Genomic DNA, 16,676 nt, shown 5'->3' with positions numbered 1-16,676 from the left:
CTACTTCGTCGACGGCGCCGCGGTTGCGACAGCGGCCCCGCCGACGGACGTGTACGGCTCGACCTGGTTGCCCGGTTCGCTGAAGTAGACGGGCAGCTCCGGTCCCCACCAGGGCTGCGTCACGACGGCCACGAGCTGCTCGGTCGTGAGCACCGGCTCGTCGCGGGTGACCTGCTCGTCTCGCTCGGTGACGTCGAGGCCGTTCGAGGCGGACGCGACCACGCGCACGCCGTCCGTCCGGAAGAGGTCGGCGACGCGGCGAATGCCCCGCCCGCCGTGGTAGTCCGAGCGGTCGTCGTAGGTGATCAGCTTCGAGCCGTCGGGAAGCGTCGACGGCACGCAGTGCTCCATGAAGGAACTGCACCGGCCGAGCGTCGCCGCGAGGTCACCACCTGGCTTCGCGGCACCCCCGCCGAAGTGCTGCACGTTGACGCCGACCTCGCCGGCGCTCTGGCTTCCGTCGGGTGTGTAGCGGAAGACGGCATACGTGTTCGGACCTTCTCCGTCACCCTGGCCGCGGAAGTCGGCGGCCGTCCCACCAGTCTCTTGACCGACGGCGTACAGCAGGGCCGCGGCGGTCGACCGCCCGGTGATCGGGCTGGTCGTGCCGGTGTCGAGCGAGGAGACGGTCGGCTTGTCCACGGTCAGCGGCTGCGGCGCACGGGTGCGGTGGTCGCCCGCGACGAGGCTGGGCGCGAGGACCGCGACGGCCACGGCCGCGGCCACGCCCACGGCGCCCAGGGCCTGGCGGCGACGGCGGATGCCCAGGCCGCGGCGTCGGGCATCGGCGACGAGCCGGTCGGTGTCCGGGTGCGCGGTGGCGACCGCGTCGGCCATGGCGGAGCGGAGCTGGGTCTCGAGCGTCATCGGTCTTCCTCCAGGACGGGCAGGAGCGTGCGGATCCGGGCCAGGGCCCGGGAGGTGCGCTGGCGACAGGCGGCGTCGCTGATGCCGAGCAGCCGGGCGGCCTCGGGTGAGCCGAGGTCCTCCCAGAAGCGCAGCACCAGCACCGCGCGGTCGTCCGGCGAGAGCCGGCGCAGTGCGGTGAGCAGGTCGAGCCGGACGGCGGGGTCCTCGGGCGGGCCGGACGCGTCGGGCACCACGTCGACCGGGCGCTCGGAGGAGCGCCGCAGCCGGCGGTGGGAGAGGAACGTCCGCACCAGCATCGTCCGCGCATAGGCGACGGGGTCGTGCGCCGAGGCCACCCGACGCCACGAGGCGAACACCTTGGCGTACGTCGCCTGGGTGAGGTCCTCGGCGAGGTGGTGCTCGCCGCAGAGCAGCACGGCCGTGCGGTGCAGTCCTCCCGCGGTGGCGTGCACGAACGCCTCGAACGACTCGATCGGTGCGGAGTCGGCCACCGGACCGCCCACCTCCAAGCTCGGGATGCTCACACCTGGATGACGCTTCGAGGCGTCGGTGACGTGACTGCTCTGGATCGTTCCATCGGTGAGACGGTCGTCTCAATCCCCGAATACCACGCGCGTCGTGCAATAAGTTGCACGACGTGAAGATCGCAGTTGTGAGGGAGACCCGTGAGGGTGAGGCCCGCGTCGCGATGGTCCCGGAGCTGGTCGGCAAGCTGACCGGGCTCGGGTACGACGTGCTGGTCGAGCCGGGCGCCGGGGCGCAGGCGGAGTTCGCCGACGAGGAGTACACCGAGGCCGGTGCGTCGATCTCGGACTCCGCGCTGTCGGAGGCCGACCTGGTCGTCGCGGTCCAGCCGCTCGACACGTCGAAGGTCGGCCGGCTGCGCGAGGGCGCGGCGGTGATCTCGTTCCTCCCGGTGAACTCCGAGCAGGACCTCGTCGTCCGGCTCCGCGACGCCGGCGTCACCTCGTTCGCGATGGAGCTGGTGCCGCGGATCTCCCGGGCCCAGTCGATGGACGCGCTGTCCTCGCAGGCGCTCGTGGCCGGCTACCGCTGCGCGATCGTCGCGGCCGGGCTGCTGCGCCGCTTCTTCCCCCTGAACATGACCGCCGCGGGCACGGTGCAGCCCGCGCAGGTCGTCGTCCTCGGAGCCGGCGTCGCCGGACTCCAGGCGATCGCGACGGCGAAGCGCCTCGGTGCCGTCGTCCAGGCGTACGACGTCCGCGCGGCCGCGGCCGAGGAGATCCGCTCGATGGGCGCCAAGGCGATCGACCTGAAGCTGGAGACCCTCGAGGGCGCCGGCGGCTACGCCCGCGAGATGACCGAGGAGCGGGCGCAGCGGCAGATGGAGGCGCTCGCGCCGTACATCGCCCAGGCCGACGCGCTGATCACCACAGCCGCGGTCCCCGGTCGCCGGGCGCCGCTGCTGGTGACCTCCGCGATGGTCGAGGCGATGAAGCCCGGGTCGGTGGTCGTCGACCTGGCCGCGGAGACCGGCGGCAACGTCGAGGGATCGGTGGCCGGCAAGGTCGTGAAGATCGGGCACGCGCAGGTCTGGGGTGGTGCGAACGTCGCGTCGCAGATGCCCGGCCCCGCGTCGCGGCTCTACGCGCAGAACGTCGTGAACCTGCTGACCCTGATGACTGCGGCCGGTGAGAAGCAGGAGGACGGCAGCGTCTCGCCGGGCAGCTTCGCGCCCGACTTCGACGACGAGATCGTCGCCGGCAGCGCGGTCACCCACGCGGGCCGGATCGTGCACGAGCCGACCCGCGAGGCGATCGAGGGACCGGCCCCGGAGCCGGCCGAGCAGCCGNNTGCCGCGGAGGTCGAGCCTGCCGCGGAGGTCGAGCCTGCCGAGACCCCCGCCGCCACGGCGACGCAGGTGCTCGAACCGGTCGACCCGGCCGAACCCCAGCTCGATCTGCCCTACGACCAGGAGGCCGACCAGTGAGCGACGGAGTGATCTGGCTGACGTTCTTCACGCTGAGCGTGTTCGTCGGCATCGAGGTGATCTCGAAGGTCTCCTCGACCCTGCACACCCCGCTGATGTCGGGCGCGAACGCGATCCACGGCATCATCCTGCTCGGCGCGATCATCGTCACCGGCACGACCACCAACACCGTGGCCGTCATCGTCGGGTTCATCGCCATCGTGCTGGCCAGCGTGAACATGGTCGGCGGGTTCGTGGTCACCGACCGGATGCTGCAGATGTTCACGCAGAAGAAGAAGCCGGCCCCGAAGGCCGACGCCGCGAAGGGTGAGGGCGCCTGATGCCGACCTGGGTCCAGCTCGTCTACCTGCTCTGCGGCGTCTGCTTCATCCTGGCGCTCAAGGGGCTATCCGGTCCGAAGACCGCCCGCAACGGGAACCTGCTCGGCGCCGCGGCCGCGGTCGTCGGGTGCATCCTGCCGTTCCTCTACATCGACCACCTCAAGAACGTCCCGCTGATCCTGCTGGCGATCGTGATCGGCACCGTCGGCGGCGTGTACGGCGCCCGCACGGTGCAGATGACCCAGATGCCGCAGATGGTGGCGCTGTTCAACGGCGTCGGCGGTGGCGCCGCGGCCCTGGTCGCGCTGCTGGAGCTGCACGAGATCCTCGGACTCGCCGATGCCGGTGTCGATCCGGCGAAGTTCGCCCTCGCGGCGACAGCGTTCACCGTGGCCGTGGGCTCGGTGTCGTTCGCGGGCTCGATCATCACGTTCGCGAAGCTGCAGGAGCTGATGACCGGGCGGCCGGTGATCTTCCCCGGCCTGCCGATCCTTTTCGGGGGCTCGCTGCTGGCCGCGGTCGTGCTGGCGGTCCTGCTGGTCAGCGACGTCGCCCTGTGGATCGCGATCGTGCTCGCCCTGGTCGGCCTGCTGATCGGCGTGCTGCTGGTGCTGCCGGTGGGCGGGGCCGACGTACCGATCGTGATCTCGCTGCTCAACGCGTTCACCGGCCTCACCGTGGCTGCCGGCGGCTACGTGCTGTCGAACACCCTGCTGCTGATCGCCGGCACGCTGGTCGGTGCCTCCGGTACCTTCCTCACCCTGCTGATGGCCCGCGGCATGGGCCGCTCGGTCACCAACGTGCTCTTCGGTGCGCTCAAGGGCGGCTCGACGCTCGGTGGCGGCGAGGCCTCCGACCGGCCGGTGAAGTCGTCGAGCCCCGAGGACGTCGCGATCATGCTCAACTACGCCGAGCGGGTGATCATCGTCCCGGGCTACGGCCTCGCCGTGGCCCAGGCACAGCACTCCCTGCGCGAGCTCGTCGACCTGCTCGGTGAGCGCGGCGTGGACGTCGACTACGCGATCCATCCGGTGGCCGGCCGCATGCCCGGTCACATGAACGTGCTGCTCGCGGAGGCCCAGGTGCCCTACGAGCAGCTCAAGGAGATGGACGACATCAACGGCGAGTTCAAGGACGCCGACGTGGCGCTGGTCGTGGGCGCGAACGACGTCGTGAACCCGGCCGCGAAGACCACGCCCGGCGCCCCGATCTACGGCATGCCGATCCTCAACGCCGACGAGGCCAAGCAGGTCGTGTTCATGAAGCGCTCGATGCGCCCCGGCTTCGCCGGCATCGAGAACGAGCTGCTCTTCGAGCCCAACACCACGCTGCTCTTCGGCGACGCGAAGGACACGATGGGCAAGCTGCTCAACGCGGTGAAGGCGCTGTAGCTCCCTCGGCGCCGCAGAGGCGTACCGTGGAAGCCATGGCACGCACCGACGACTTCCGGATCGCACCGGGCGACGGGTTGAGGTACTACGCGCCGGAGTCCGATCGTGACCGGCACGACCGTGAGGGCGGGTACGTCATCCTCATGCTGCTCGTCGTGCTGGTCCTGCTCGCGATGGCGACCGGCCAGGTCACCGTCTTCTCGTACTGATGCCCGACCGGCGCAACCGGCTCCCGGGTGGCACCCGCGCCGCCTCGCAGCGCGCCGTGCAGAAGGTGTTCGAGAACGAGCATGCGCTCGGCTGAGCCGACGGTCCTACTGCGCCAGCCCGTAGAGCCGGTCGCCGGCGTCGCCGAGGCCCGGCACGATGTACCCCTTCTCGTTCAGGCGCTCGTCGAGCGCGGCGGTCACGACGGTGATCGGGATGTCCAGGCCGGCGACGCCCTCCTCGAGGTTCTTCACGCCCTCCGGAGCCGCGAGCAGGCAGACCGCCGTGATGTGGTCGGCTCCCCGGCTGGTCAGGAAGCCCAGGGCCGACGCCAGGGTGCCGCCGGTCGCGAGCATCGGGTCGAGCACGTAGCACTGCCGCCCGGACAGGTCGTAGGGCAGCCGCTCGGCGTACGTCGAGGCCTCGAGCGTCTCCTCGTTGCGCACCATGCCCAGGAAGCCGACCTCGGCGGTCGGCATCAGCCGCATCATCCCTTCGAGCATGCCGAGCCCGGCCCGCAGGATCGGGACGACCAGCGGCCGCGGCCGGCTCAGCGAGACACCCTCGGCCTCGGCGACCGGCGTCTGCACGGTCGTGGTCTCGACCCGCACGTCGCGCGTCGCCTCGTAAGCCAGCAGGGTCACGAGCTCCTCGGTGAGCCGGCGGAACTCCGGCGACGCCGTGCGCTCGTCGCGCAGCGCGGTGAGCTTGTGGGACACGAGCGGGTGGTCGACGACGAGCAGACGCATGGGGACAGGCTAGGGCCTGGGGGCGATCTGCCGACCAGGGGCCGGAAGGCACTTGGTCGGGCGACGCGGGTCTGCCACCATCAAGCTGTGGCAGAGGGTGGTGCGTGGTGACGGACATGACCGACGCCGAGGTCAACGCGGTTGACTTCGCGGTCGTCGCCTACCGCGACGAGGGCGACTGGAACGTCGCCCGGCTGCCGAGTCGCGCGCTCGACGACGTCGACACGATCGCCCGCGAGCTGCGCCGCTACCCGGGCGAGAGCGGCGCGCTCGCGATGATCTCGGTCGACGAGGACTTCGTGATCCTGGTGCGCGTGCAGGGCTCGCTGGTCCGGGTGCTGCTGTCCGACGCGACCGCTGCGCCCGACTGGACCCTCGCCCGCTCGGCCGTGGTCCACCTCGGCGTGCACGTCGGCGTCGACGACGACCAGGCGCCTGCCGGGGACCTCGGGATCGTCGCGGACATGGGGGTCAGCGCCGCCGACATGGGTGCCCTGCTGGACGACTTCGACCTCTACCCCGAAGAGGTGCTCAGCGAGATCGCTCGCGGGATCGGGTTCGGCGAGAAGTTCGACGAGCTCGTCGACCTGGCCGACTGACGTGCCGCTGACACCCTGGACGGCGCCGATGCGTCGCGCCCTCGGCCTCGCCGCCACGGCCCCCGGCACCGGTGACGTGCCGATCGGGGCCGTCGTGCTCGACCCGGACGGCCAGGTCATCGGCGAGGGCGTCAACGTGCGCGAGCGGGACGGCGACCCGAGCGGCCACGCGGAGATGGTCGCCCTGCGAGCGGCGGCCGACCACCTGGGTCAGTGGCGACTGACCGGCTGCACCCTGGTGGTCACCCTCGAGCCCTGCACGATGTGTGCCGGCGCGGCCGTGCTGGCCAGGGTCGACCGCGTCGTGTTCGGCGCGTACGACGAGAAGGCCGGTGCGGTCGGCAGCCTCTGGGACGTCGTACGGGACCGGCGGCTGAACCACCGCCCCGAGGTCGTCGCCGGCGTCCTGGCCGAGGACTCCGCCGCCCTGCTCGACGCGTTCTTCGCCCAGCAGCGGCAGGCCGGGTCGGGATAGTCCGGCACGTTCGGACGGTTCGATCCGGACAATTCGGCGTCCGAACGTCACGGACTATCCCCCTATCCGTCCACCCGGCCCGGCGCGTACGCCGCCAGCACCCGCAGCGCGCAGAGGGTGATCCAGCGGTGCGGGGTGCCGGGCAGCGGGTTCGGCAGGTGGGTCTCGCCCGGGTAGGCGCGGTTGACCGGCCAGCGTCCGTCGGGAGCCCGCCGGCTGAGCAGCACGTCGATCGCGTCGGACATCCGGTCGTCGTACGTGACGCCGGCGTCGGCGAGCGAGTCGAGGCAGCGCAGCAGGTCGTAGTACCACCGCGTCGGGTGGTGCAGCCGCACGAACTCGGGCCGGATCACGGCGCCCGTGTGCTCGCTGCGGAAGAGCCGGTGCCGCAGCAGGAATTCCACGCTCGACTCACGGGCAGCCAGGAGCTCGTCGAGGCGGTAGCGGTGTCCGGCGCGCTCGTAGCCGGTGATCCCCTCGACCACGGACAGCGTCGTGTGCATCGACGAGTGCCGGACCGGCACGCGATTGGCGCGGCAGTTGAAGCCGCCGTCCGCCACCCTTCCGGCGAGCAGGAAGTCCACCAGGCTGGCGAGCTCGTCCTCCGGCGCGCCGAAGTACGTCGCGTAGTTCAGCGCCATGCCGTTCACGCACGCGTCGCTGCCGCGGACGGTCACGGTCGGGTCGAGCCCACCGTCCTCGCGCTTCTCCGTGCGCAGGATCCGGCGCACCGTCTCGCCGGCGACGGCGTTGGCGGGGTCGAGCCCGAGGTTGCGGAGCTCGAGGAGCGTGTAGTGGCTCGAGGTCCACTTCGGCCGGTAGAAGCCGCGGCCCCAGTGCCCGTCGGCATGGTGCGCGGCGAGCAGCGTGGCACCGTCACCCTCGGTGGCGATCCGCGCCTGCAGGGCGTCTCCGTCCCCCTGGAGCAGGTCGCGGGTCGCCTGGAACTGCACGGCCACGTCGCCGTCCAGCAGCCAGTCGAGAACGGCGGTCGCGGCCATGCCTCATGGTGACAGGGCTTCGGCCTCCGCGTCGGTGAACAACCGGGAGCGGATCAGGAAGCGTACGCCGTGCGGCGCCTCGAGCGAGAAGCCCGCGCCCCGGCCCGCGACCACGTCGATGGTGAGGTGGGTGTGCGACCAGTAGCCGAACTGCGCGAGGGACATCCACACCGGTACGGGCCGCTCCAGGCCGATGTCGAGGTCTCCGAGGTGGACGTCGGCGTCACCGGTGAGGAACTCCCCGTCGGGGTAGCACATCGGCGCACTGCCGTCGCAGCAGCCGCCGGACTGGTGGAACATCAGCGGGCCGTGCGCCTCGGTGAGGCGGCGGAGGAGCTCCGCCGCCTCACCGGTGACGTCGACCCGGCGTACGTCGTCGGTCATGTCGGCTCAGAAGAAGCCGAGCGCGTCCGGCGAGTAGGACACCAGCAGGTTCTTGGTCTGCTGGTAGTGCTCGAGCATCATCTTGTGGGTCTCGCGGCCGATCCCGGACTGCTTGTAGCCGCCGAAGGCCGCGTGCGCCGGGTAGGCGTGGTAGGAGTTCGTCCAGACCCGGCCGGCCTGGATCTCGCGGCCGACGCGGAAGGCCTGCGACCCGTCGCGCGACCACACGCCGGCGCCGAGGCCGTACAGGGTGTCGTTGGCGATCTTCACCGCGTCCGCCTCGTCGTGGAACGAGGTCAGCGAGACCACGGGGCCGAAGATCTCCTCCTGGAAGATCCGCATCGAGTTGTTGCCCTCGAAGACGGTCGGGGCCACGTAGTAGCCCTCGGCGAGGTCGCCGCCGAGCACGTTGCGCTCGCCGCCGGTGAGCAGCTTGGCACCCTCGTCCTTGCCGATCTGGATGTAGCTCAGGATCTTCTCGAGCTGGTCGTTGGACGCCTGGGCGCCGAGCATCGTGGCGTCGTCGAGGGGGTTGCCCTGGATGATCTTGCCGACCCGGTCGAGCACGTCGCCGACGAAGTCGGAGTAGATCGACTCCTGCACCAGTGCCCGCGACGGGCAGGTGCAGACCTCGCCCTGGTTCAGCGCGAACAGCGTGAAGCCCTCGAGGGCCTTGTCGTAGAAGGAGTCGCGCTCGGAGGCGACGCTGTCGAAGAAGATGTTCGGCGACTTGCCGCCCAGCTCCAGCGTCACCGGGATGATGTTCTGGCTGGCGTACTGCATGATCAGCCGGCCCGTCGTGGTCTCGCCGGTGAAGGCGACCTTCGCGACCCGGGGGCTCGAGGCCAGCGGCTTGCCGGCCTCGACACCGAAGCCGTTGACGATGTTCAGCACGCCGCCCGGCAGCAGGTCACCGATCAGCTCGACGACCTTGAGGATCGACCACGGCGTCTGCTCCGCCGGCTTGAGCACGACACAGTTACCGGCCGCGATCGCTGGGGCGAGCTTCCAGACCGCCATCAGGATCGGGAAGTTCCACGGGATGATCTGCCCGACCACGCCCAGCGGCTCGTGGAAGTGGTAGGCCATCGTGTCGTGGTCGATTTCGGCGATGCTGCCCTCCTGGGCACGCAGGGCGCCGGCGAAGTAGCGGAAGTGGTCCACGGCCAGCGGCAGGTCGGCGGCCTTGGTCTCGCGGATCGGCTTGCCGTTGTCCCAGGTCTCTGCGACCGCCAGCGCCTCGAGGTTCTCCTCGAGCCGGTCGGCGATCTTGAGCAGGATGTTCGACCGCTCCGTGGTCGAGGTGCGCGCCCAGGCGGGGAACGCGGCGTGGGCTGCGTCGAGCGCGGCCTCGATGTCGCCCTCGGTGCCGCGGGCGATCTCGGTGAAGGGCTTGCCGTTCACGGGCGAGATGTTCTCGAAGTACTCGCCCTTGACGGGCGGGACCCACTCGCCACCGATGAAGTGGTCGTAGCGGGACTTCACGCTCACGAGTGAGTCGGCGGAACCGGGGGGTGAGTAGAGGGCCATGTCGGTACTCCCAAGGGTCTGGTGTGATCGGGCTCACACCGTAGGAAGCGCGAGGTTGCATCGACGTTGCGGGCTGAATTGCCCTCGCTTCGCTCGGGCGTGCTGCGCCGCCCTCCAGGCTGTTGGCCCTCACTTCGCTCGGGCGTGCTGCGCCGCCTCCTGGGGTTCGTCTTCCCTCCTCACGCGGCTCGCTGGCGCTCGCCGACGTTCGTCAGTCCAGACGAACCCGGCGGCGCAGTGCTGTTGGCCCTCGCTTCGCTCGGGCGTGCTGCGCCGCCTCCTGGGGTTCGTCTTCCCTCCTCGCTGGCTCGCTGCGCTCGCTTTGCTCGTCAGTCCAGACGAACCCGGCGGCGCAGCGCTGGATTGCAGCGCTCAGGCGAGGTCGTGGTCGAGGCGGGCGAGCTGGCCGTCGACCAGGGCGAGCATGGGGGAGGAGGCGCCGAGTGCGTCGCGCTGGGCGAGCCACATGTCGTAGTCGTCGGCTCCCCAGCTCGAGCGGGTCCAGGTCGACATGAGGTCGGCCTGGCGGCTGCGACGGACCGCCTCGCGCAGGCTCATGTGCAGCTGCTCCCGCAGGCGTACGACGCCCGGGGCGGTCGAGCGCGGCAGGATCGGGCCGCGGTAACCGCGCATCGCCGTACGCAGGTCGCCGGCCGCGAGCTGGGCCTCGAGGGCCAGCCAGTCGCCGGTGATCGACCCGCAGAGCCGGTAGGGCCGCGAGGCCAGCACGTCGTCGCCGAGCAGGCTGCGCAGCCGGTTGAGCTCGGCCCGCAGCGTCGAGGAGGCGCCGTCGTCCTCGTAGACGAGCACCGCCAGCTCGTCGCCGGAGAGCCCGCGCGGGGCGGACGCCAGCAGCAGCAGGATCTCGCTGTGCCGGGGGGAGAGCCGGAGCTGGTGGTGACGGCCGCGGCCGTCGCTGATCGAGAGCAGCGAGTCGTTGCGGCCGAGCGACTCGATCACGAGGTGGAGCGAGCCGGGCGTGGTCTCCGCGGGCTCGTTGCGGGAGAGCTTCTCGCGGGCCAGCTCGGACTCGGCCATCCGCGCGGCGGCGCGCACCATCGCGAGCGTCTGCGGTACGGCGATGTCGTCGTTGCCGGTGATGTCGAGGACGCCCAGGAGGCTGGTCGACCCGGGGTCGTGGATCGGGGTGGCCGCACAGCTCCACTGCTGGACGGAGTGCCGGAAGTGCTCGGCCCGGCGTACCTGTGTCGGCTGGTCCAGGCGCAGGGCGAGGCCGGGGGCGTTCGTGCCGGCCAGGCGCTCGTCCCAGTTGCTGCCCTCGACGAACCCGATCTTCTCGGCGCGCCGCAGCGTCGCCGGAGTACCGCACACCCAGAGCAGCTGACCCTCGGCGTCGGAGACCGCCATGATCGCGTCGCAGTCTCGGGCCGCCTGGCCGAGCACGTCGTCGAGGAGGGGGAACACCCGGGCCAGCGGGTGGGCCGAGCGGTAGCCGTGCAGGGCGTCCTCGGACAGGGTGATCGGCGCCTCGACGTCCTCCGCGGACACGCCGGCAGCGGCGGACAGGTGCCAGGAGTCGGCCACCTCCGCGCGCATCGAGGCGTTGTCGCCACCGCGTGTCATGAAGTCAGTAGACAGGGTCATGGGGTTGCAAACCAGAGGTCGAAGGTCCGTTGACCGAGGGTCCTTGTGGCAACGTTGCAACCACGTTGCACGCGCCCTGAAGCCGGTGGCGTGGCCGATTTCTGCCCCGCGCGCCGCCTCCGGTACCCTCGTCGGCGGTGGCGTGTCCGAGCGGCCTAAGGAGCACGCCTCGAAAGCGTGTGTGGGTGCAAGCCCACCGTGGGTTCAAATCCCACCGCCACCGCCACGTGATGTCGCAGGACGTCGCCGAGGCCCGGACCGTCCACGGTCCGGGCCTCGCTCGTTCCCGGGCACGGGTCAGGGCTGGTGCGCGCGTCCAGGCTGCCGTTGGTGCCGACCGAAGGGTGGGGGGTCAGCCGTCGAGGCCCGACGTGCCGCTCGGGTCGGCGCTGTCGTCCACGCCGGTGACGTGCTCGCCGGTGTCGGTGTCGGTCCCGTTGCCACCGTCGACGGTGTCGTCACCGGACTGGCCGTCCAGGACGTCGTTCCCGTCGTCACCGGCGAGGTCGTCGTTGCCGTCGCCGCCGAGCAGGTGGTCGTCTCCCGTCCCGCCGACCAGGTCGTCGTCGCCGGTGCCGCCGACCAGGTCGTCGTCACCCGCCCCGCCGACCAGCGTGTCGTTGCCGCTGCGGCCCTGGAGGGTGTCGTTCCCGCCACCGCCGACGATCTTGTCCTGGCCCGTGGACCCGCAGACCAGGTCGGCGCCGCCCAGGGCCTTGACGACGTGCCCCGGGTCGCGGACCACGATCACGTCGCGGTGGGAGGTCCCGTAGACGACGTGCGGCGAGCCCGCCGTCACGACGCGCGTGGCGGACTGCCCGGCACACGTGGCGCCGGCCGCGGTCGCCGGCGCGAGGCCGCTGAGCGCTATCACGGTGCTGGAGGCGGCGGTGAGGCCGAGGATCAGGGTCGGTGCGCGCACGGGCGGGCCTTTCTTGGGCGGGGAAGGGTGATACCCGTGAGGGTATGTCGCAATTGTCGGCTTCGGCAACGGCGGCCGTCGCATGGGGACCTTGGTCCTGCGGCCCACCCCAACGGGCTAGCCCAGTCCGCGAGCTCACTCGGCACGCCGCCCACGGCGACATAACGTGGGGGCATGACACCGGTTTCGGCATCGACGGAGACGACGCAGGACGCTTCCGGCACCCCCCTGCCGGCCGACCTGGTGCCGGTGATCACGCGTCACCTCGAGGAGGTCGGGGAGTACCGCCTCGTGGTCGACCCCCGCCAGGCGCAGCAGCTGGTGGACCTGCGCTGGGCAGCGCTCGGTGCGGCGCGCGCGCTGGGCCGCAAGGTCCACGTCGTCACCAGCCGCGCGGTCGAGACGCGCGAGGCGCCGATCGCGGTCGTGGTCAGGTTCGACGAGCACAGCCGCCCTGCCATCCCCGAGCAGCGCCAGAGCTAGACGGTCGCGCTCAGCCCACGTGGGCGGTGCGGCGGCCGGAGCGCACGTCGGCGACGAGGTCCGCGCGGGACAGGTTCCAGGGTCCGCAGTCGCACGAGCCTGGGAGGAACGCTTCCGCCTGCGGGTCGTCGAGCAGCTCGGCGTACACCTGCCCGTGCGTCGACCCGTGGTGAGCCACGTCCGCCCGGTCCTTGCGGCCGTGGGCGTGCGGTCCCGTGACGCTGCGGAAGACCAGGCCGGCGGGCGGCGCGCTCGTGGCGCGGGTCGGAGGTCCTGATGCTCATCGTTCCTCCTCCTCGTCGGCGTACCCGCCGTCGTAGAGCAGGTCCTCGGCGTCGACCTCCCACGGCCGCGGATCCAGTACGCCGGCCCGCTGGGTGCGCAGGCTCAGATCCTCGACTTCGACAACCACCCCGTCTGCCTCGGACCACGCCTCGACGAGAGCCTCCGCCTCGGCCTCGCTCTCGCACAGCTCACGCTGCGCGACGATGCCGTCCCGCAGGGCGCGGACCTCGAGGGTCGGGGCGGCGTGGTCTGCCTGGGCCTCGGACATCTGCCTCACCTGACTTCGTCTCGCGGCTGGATCATCTCCACTCTGGAACGGCCGAGCGGCGTTCGACCAGAGACTTCCGGCCCCCTCTCCGGACGGGGTGGTCGGTGGGGGTCGTCGGTACTAGTACCAAGGTCCGATGGTCGACGGCCCGTTCCCGCGGGGACGCTGGGGGCACCCGATGAAAGGACTCCCGATGTTGAAGTACCTCCTCGCCAGCGCGGCCCTCGTGGTCGCGGGCGTGCCCGCAGCGATCGGGCTCACCAGCAACGCCTCCTTCAGCCGCGACGTACCGGTGCGCGTCCCTGACCAGGCACAGACCGCAGCAGCCACGCCGAACGACGACGGCACCGCCGACCGCGGCCGCCAGGCCGTCGAGGCCGGTGACGACCGAGGCGGGGACGCACCTCGCGCCGCGCGCACCGAGAGTGCCGACGACCGCGGCAGTGACGACCCGGCCGAGGCGAACGACGACGACGGAGGCGTGGTGCCGCGCGAGGACGAGACCGAGGCGGCCGACGACCGGGACGGTCACGACGGGTCCGGCACCAGTGGCGACTCGAGCACCGGCTCCGACGACGGCACCTCGGACCAGGGCCCCTCGGACAGCAGCGGCACCTCGGACGGAGGGGACGACGGCGGTCACGGCGACGACAGTGGCTCCTCGGGCAGCGGCTCCGACGACGGTTCCGGCCACAACTAGCCCGCCGCGCACGAGAATGACCGGGTGAACGACGTGCCCCCCGCCACGAGCGCCGACCCCCGCGGCGCCGTGGACCAACGCTCCGCCTCGGCATCGTCCGAGGCGGAGCGGTGGGTCGTCGTCTCGCAGGAGCGTGCCCGCGACCTGCCGGAGGTCCGCCGCCCGGAGCGGCTCGTGGCGGTCATCGCCGTCGGAGCCGTGCTCGTGCTGGCACTCTCCGTGCTGGTCGGCGTGGTCGCCGCACGCAAGCTGGCCGAGCGCCAGGCCGTCAACGACGCGGCGAACACCGCAGACCTGCTGGCCGAGGCCGTCGTGCAACCGGTGCTCACGGACGCGATCGCCAGCGGCGACCCGGCGGCGGTGGCGGCGGTCGGCAGCGCCCTCGCCGACTACCTGGAGAACTCCAGCCTGGTGCGCGTCAAGGTGTGGACCAAGGACGGTCGGATCGTCTACTCCGACGAGCCCCGCCTCCTCGGGCAGCGCTACCAGCTCAGCGAGGACGCCCAGGACGTCTTCGCCCATCCCGCGACCCGAGCGGAGGTCTCCGACCTGAACAAGCCGGAGAACCAGTACGAGCGCGGGCAGGGCCGGCTCCTCGAGGCCTACCGCCCGATCTGGACGCCGTCCGGCACGCCGCTGCTCTTCGAGACCTACGCGCCGTACACCGAGGTCGACGGGCGAGCCGGTCAGCTCTGGCGGGGGTTCGCCGGGGTGACGGTGAGCACCCTGCTGCTGTTCGCCGCGCTCCTGATCCCGCTGGTGTGGCAGCTGCTCACCGGTCTCCGGTCGGCCCAGCGGCAGCGTGAGGCGCTCCTCGAGCGGGCGATCGAGGCCTCCGACGACGAGCGCCGGCGGATCGCCGGCACCCTGCACGACGGCGTCGTCCAGGAGCTCGCGGCCACGTCCTTCGCCGTCACGGCGGCAGCCGGTCGAGCGCAGGCGTCGGGCGACCCCGACCTGGCTCGTGACCTGACCGCCTCCGCCGCCACGCTGCGCGACAGCATGGGTGGCCTGCGCACGCTGCTCGTGGACCTCTACCCGCCGACGCTGGAGACCGCCGGCATCCAGGCGGCGCTGCGGGACCTGGGTGGGCGGCTGCGGGCGCGAGGCATCGAGGTCACTCTCGACCTGCCCGAGACCGATCCGGGACTGGGCCCCGAGCTCGATCGGCTGGTGTTCCGGGTCGCCCACGAGTGCCTGGAGAACGTACGCCGGCACGCGTCGGCCACACGCGCCACGATTCGCATGACCCGGATGGACGATGCCGTCGTGCTCGAGGTGACCGACGACGGCGTCGGGTTCGACGTCGAGGCGGTGCTCGCCCACCCGCCCGTCGGGCATCTCGGAGTCAGGCTGCTGGCTGACGCCGCGAGCCGCTCGGGCGCCGAGCTGGCGGTCTCGTCGTCGCCGGGGCACGGGTGTCGATGGCGGCTGACGGTGCCGGCGCCATGACCGCCGACCGGATCGGCGTACTCATCGTCGACGACCATCCGCTGGTCCGCGCCGGGATCGCGGGGCTGCTCGGCTCCACCGACGACCTTCGCGTCGTCGGGGAGGCCGCCGACGGCGAGGGGGCCCTCGCACGCGTCGCCGACCTGGAGCCCGACGTCGTCCTCATGGACATCTCGATGCCGGGCATGGACGGCATCGAGGCGACCAGGCGGCTCCTGGCTCACGGCCACGGGGCGGCCGTGGTGATGCTCACCTCGTTCTCCGACCGGGCGCGCGTCGATGACGCGCTCGCCGCAGGTGCGGTCGGTTACCTCCTCAAGGACAGCGAGCCGGACCAGGTGCTCGCCGCGGTGCGATCGGCGGCGGCCGGCCACGCCCCGCTCGACGCGCGGGTCGCCCGCGCTCTTCTGCCGACCCGTGCGGACGAGCCCGGCGCTGCCCTGAGCGTTCGTGAGCGCGAGGTCCTCCGGCTGGTCGCCGACGGCCTCGCGAACAAGCAGATCGCCACCCGGCTGGGGATCGCGGAGCGCACCGTGAAGGTGCACCTGGGCAACGTGTTCCGGGCGATCGGCGTGAGCGACCGCACCAGCGCCGCGCTCTGGGCCCGCGACCACCTCCCGCACACCTCGTGACGCCGTCGCCGGACGCGGCGCCTACGGCTCGAGCGCCGGTCGGCCCGCCGTGCGGTAACGGCGGCTGAGGCTTCCGGCGTAGATGCGCCGGCGGAACCCGAGCAGCACGGCGATGACGGCCACCTCGAGGACGAGCAGCACGAGCAGGCCCGTGAAGGGGAGCGTGAACACCCCGACCAGAGCGGCGGCCGCGACCAGGGCGATGCTGCCGAGCACGAGGAGCCCGCGCCGCTTCTGGGCGCTCACGCAGGCGCGCTGGTGCCGAGCGAGGCGGTTGGACAGGACGACGGCCTCGCCCATCGTCCGGTGGGAGACGAGTGACGTCGCGCGCCGAGCGGCGACGGCGTCGACCCGGTCTCGGTGGGATCGCCAGAGCTGGTCGGCGTCGCCCTGGGCCAGGTCGACCTCGCGCCCGCCCTCGGGCGCGTTCAGCATCAGCTGCTCCTGCCGCAGATCGCCGCGGCGGTAGAGACGCCCGTGCGCGCGCGGCGGCACCGGCGTGTGGTCCCACTGCCGCAGCGTCTCCACCACGGAGCCGTCGTGGAGGGCGGTCCGGAGACGTACCTCCGGCATGCCCCACCACCAGCTCACGGTGACCAAGGCGGTCGCGTCGGGTGACCGCAGCACGACGGGCGGCACGCTCAGGTGGGCGCAGAACTCGTCCCGGCGGCTGCGGGGGTACAGCGCTGCGGCCCGCCAGATCTCACCGGGGACCGGCCGACCCAGCCGTCCCAGCCGGACGAAGCCGAGCGCCTCGAACGACGCCACGACGTCCGGGAACTCGACGGTGGCGCTCGCCGAGTCCGACGCGTCCACGAAGGCGTCGTGTCCAGGGGTCATCGTGGAATCGTA

General features: G+C 71.8%; 21 protein-coding genes and 1 tRNA gene. 11 read left to right on the top strand and 11 right to left on the bottom strand.

Going from position 1 to position 16,676, the window contains the following annotated elements:
* Both EFL26_RS17435 and EFL26_RS17430 read right to left on the bottom strand, forming a co-directional pair.
* On the bottom strand, window positions 1–867 hold the full coding sequence (locus EFL26_RS17435) for a hypothetical protein (protein WP_123224192.1): 867 nt from the start codon (window positions 865–867) through the stop codon (window positions 1–3).
* On the bottom strand, window positions 864–1,361 hold the full coding sequence (locus EFL26_RS17430; RefSeq protein ID WP_246000250.1) for a SigE family RNA polymerase sigma factor: 498 nt from the start codon (window positions 1,359–1,361) through the stop codon (window positions 864–866). The genes EFL26_RS17435 and EFL26_RS17430 overlap by 4 nt, the downstream gene beginning before the upstream one ends.
* A 146-nt stretch (window positions 1,362–1,507) precedes the next feature.
* Between EFL26_RS17430 and EFL26_RS17425 the strand changes: the two genes are divergently transcribed.
* From EFL26_RS17425 to EFL26_RS24325, 4 genes are read left to right on the top strand one after another with little or no spacing between them, the layout of a single operon-like run.
* A complete protein-coding gene (locus EFL26_RS17425) occupies window positions 1,508–2,821 on the top strand; it encodes a Re/Si-specific NAD(P)(+) transhydrogenase subunit alpha (RefSeq protein ID WP_123224191.1) in 1,314 nt (437 codons plus the stop codon).
* A complete protein-coding gene (locus EFL26_RS17420; protein ID WP_123224190.1) occupies window positions 2,818–3,141 on the top strand; it encodes an NAD(P) transhydrogenase subunit alpha part 2 in 324 nt (107 codons plus the stop codon). Before EFL26_RS17425 ends, EFL26_RS17420 begins: the two co-directional genes overlap by 4 nt.
* The gene (locus EFL26_RS17415; RefSeq protein ID WP_123224189.1) at window positions 3,141–4,532 is read left to right on the top strand and encodes an NAD(P)(+) transhydrogenase (Re/Si-specific) subunit beta; all 1,392 of its coding nucleotides are present in this window, start codon (window positions 3,141–3,143) and stop codon (window positions 4,530–4,532) included. Before EFL26_RS17420 ends, EFL26_RS17415 begins: the two co-directional genes overlap by 1 nt.
* A gap of 35 nt (window positions 4,533–4,567) precedes the next feature.
* Window positions 4,568–4,741: a hypothetical protein gene (locus EFL26_RS24325; RefSeq protein WP_183408241.1), complete on the top strand. Its 174-nt coding sequence runs from the start codon at window positions 4,568–4,570 to the stop codon at window positions 4,739–4,741.
* Window positions 4,742–4,846: 105 nt separating this feature from the next.
* Here the strand turns inward: EFL26_RS24325 and upp are convergent, their stop codons facing one another.
* Entirely contained in the window at window positions 4,847–5,488 is a 642-nt protein-coding gene (gene upp, locus EFL26_RS17410) for a uracil phosphoribosyltransferase (RefSeq protein WP_123224188.1), read from the bottom strand.
* 104 nt (window positions 5,489–5,592) lie between these two features.
* Between upp and EFL26_RS17405 the strand changes: the two genes are divergently transcribed.
* Together EFL26_RS17405 and tadA are read left to right on the top strand one after the other, a co-directional pair.
* Complete coding sequence (locus EFL26_RS17405) at window positions 5,593–6,087, top strand: tRNA adenosine deaminase-associated protein (protein WP_342773536.1); 495 nt, start codon at window positions 5,593–5,595, stop codon at window positions 6,085–6,087.
* 28 nt (window positions 6,088–6,115) lie between these two features.
* Window positions 6,116–6,562, top strand: coding sequence for a tRNA adenosine(34) deaminase TadA (gene tadA, locus EFL26_RS17400; protein ID WP_123224545.1), 447 nt, complete (start codon window positions 6,116–6,118; stop codon window positions 6,560–6,562).
* Between the two features lie 62 nt (window positions 6,563–6,624).
* On the opposite strand, the gene EFL26_RS17395 is transcribed toward tadA, so the two are convergent.
* From EFL26_RS17395 to EFL26_RS17380, 4 genes are all read right to left on the bottom strand, one after another.
* Window positions 6,625–7,563 (bottom strand): hypothetical protein, encoded by a 939-nt coding sequence (locus EFL26_RS17395; protein ID WP_123224186.1) that lies wholly within the window; start codon window positions 7,561–7,563, stop codon window positions 6,625–6,627.
* Window positions 7,564–7,566: 3 nt separating this feature from the next.
* Window positions 7,567–7,947 (bottom strand): DUF779 domain-containing protein, encoded by a 381-nt coding sequence (locus EFL26_RS17390; RefSeq protein WP_123224185.1) that lies wholly within the window; start codon window positions 7,945–7,947, stop codon window positions 7,567–7,569.
* Between the two features lie 6 nt (window positions 7,948–7,953).
* Window positions 7,954–9,477, bottom strand: coding sequence for an aldehyde dehydrogenase (adh, locus tag EFL26_RS17385; RefSeq protein WP_123224184.1), 1,524 nt, complete (start codon window positions 9,475–9,477; stop codon window positions 7,954–7,956).
* Window positions 9,478–9,849: 372 nt separating this feature from the next.
* Window positions 9,850–11,061: a helix-turn-helix domain-containing protein gene (locus EFL26_RS17380; protein WP_123224183.1), complete on the bottom strand. Its 1,212-nt coding sequence runs from the start codon at window positions 11,059–11,061 to the stop codon at window positions 9,850–9,852.
* A gap of 157 nt (window positions 11,062–11,218) precedes the next feature.
* On the opposite strand from EFL26_RS17380, the gene EFL26_RS17375 reads away from it, so the two are divergent.
* Window positions 11,219–11,308: transfer RNA gene (locus tag EFL26_RS17375), tRNA-Ser, on the top strand.
* 126 nt (window positions 11,309–11,434) lie between these two features.
* Here EFL26_RS17375 and EFL26_RS17370 read toward each other — a convergent pair.
* On the bottom strand, window positions 11,435–12,004 hold the full coding sequence (locus EFL26_RS17370) for a calcium-binding protein (protein WP_221177021.1): 570 nt from the start codon (window positions 12,002–12,004) through the stop codon (window positions 11,435–11,437).
* Window positions 12,005–12,178: 174 nt separating this feature from the next.
* Here EFL26_RS17370 and EFL26_RS17365 point away from each other — a divergent pair, with 174 nt between their 5' ends.
* A complete protein-coding gene (locus tag EFL26_RS17365; protein ID WP_123224181.1) occupies window positions 12,179–12,487 on the top strand; it encodes a hypothetical protein in 309 nt (102 codons plus the stop codon).
* Window positions 12,488–12,497: 10 nt separating this feature from the next.
* Here EFL26_RS17365 and EFL26_RS24320 read toward each other — a convergent pair whose 3' ends face one another.
* Both EFL26_RS24320 and EFL26_RS17360 read right to left on the bottom strand, forming a co-directional pair.
* Window positions 12,498–12,665 carry a hypothetical protein gene (locus EFL26_RS24320; protein WP_183408240.1) on the bottom strand — a complete coding sequence of 56 codons (168 nt, stop codon included), beginning with the start codon at window positions 12,663–12,665 and terminating at the stop codon, window positions 12,498–12,500.
* Window positions 12,666–12,767: 102 nt separating this feature from the next.
* Window positions 12,768–13,040, bottom strand: a complete 273-nt coding sequence (locus tag EFL26_RS17360) for a hypothetical protein (protein ID WP_148046760.1) — start codon at window positions 13,038–13,040, stop codon at window positions 12,768–12,770.
* A gap of 193 nt (window positions 13,041–13,233) precedes the next feature.
* Between EFL26_RS17360 and EFL26_RS17355 the strand changes: the two genes are divergently transcribed.
* Genes EFL26_RS17355 through EFL26_RS17345 form a run of 3 tightly spaced genes read left to right on the top strand, consistent with a single transcriptional unit; the run spans window position 13,234 to window position 15,824 of the window.
* The gene (locus EFL26_RS17355) at window positions 13,234–13,740 is read left to right on the top strand and encodes a hypothetical protein (RefSeq protein ID WP_123224179.1); all 507 of its coding nucleotides are present in this window, start codon (window positions 13,234–13,236) and stop codon (window positions 13,738–13,740) included.
* A 24-nt stretch (window positions 13,741–13,764) separates the two neighbouring features.
* On the top strand, window positions 13,765–15,192 hold the full coding sequence (locus EFL26_RS17350) for a sensor histidine kinase (RefSeq protein ID WP_123224178.1): 1,428 nt from the start codon (window positions 13,765–13,767) through the stop codon (window positions 15,190–15,192).
* Window positions 15,189–15,824 carry a response regulator gene (locus EFL26_RS17345; protein WP_123224544.1) on the top strand — a complete coding sequence of 212 codons (636 nt, stop codon included), beginning with the start codon at window positions 15,189–15,191 and terminating at the stop codon, window positions 15,822–15,824. Before EFL26_RS17350 ends, EFL26_RS17345 begins: the two co-directional genes overlap by 4 nt.
* 21 nt (window positions 15,825–15,845) lie before the next feature.
* Here the strand turns inward: EFL26_RS17345 and EFL26_RS17340 are convergent, their stop codons facing one another.
* A complete protein-coding gene (locus tag EFL26_RS17340; protein WP_123224177.1) occupies window positions 15,846–16,664 on the bottom strand; it encodes a hypothetical protein in 819 nt (272 codons plus the stop codon).
* Window positions 16,665–16,676: the final 12 nt, after the last annotated feature.

The organism is Nocardioides pocheonensis (genome assembly GCF_003725535.1).
Classification (GTDB): Bacteria; Actinomycetota; Actinomycetes; order Propionibacteriales; family Nocardioidaceae; genus Marmoricola; species Marmoricola pocheonensis.
This window is presented reverse-complemented; position numbering and strand designations above follow the sequence as displayed.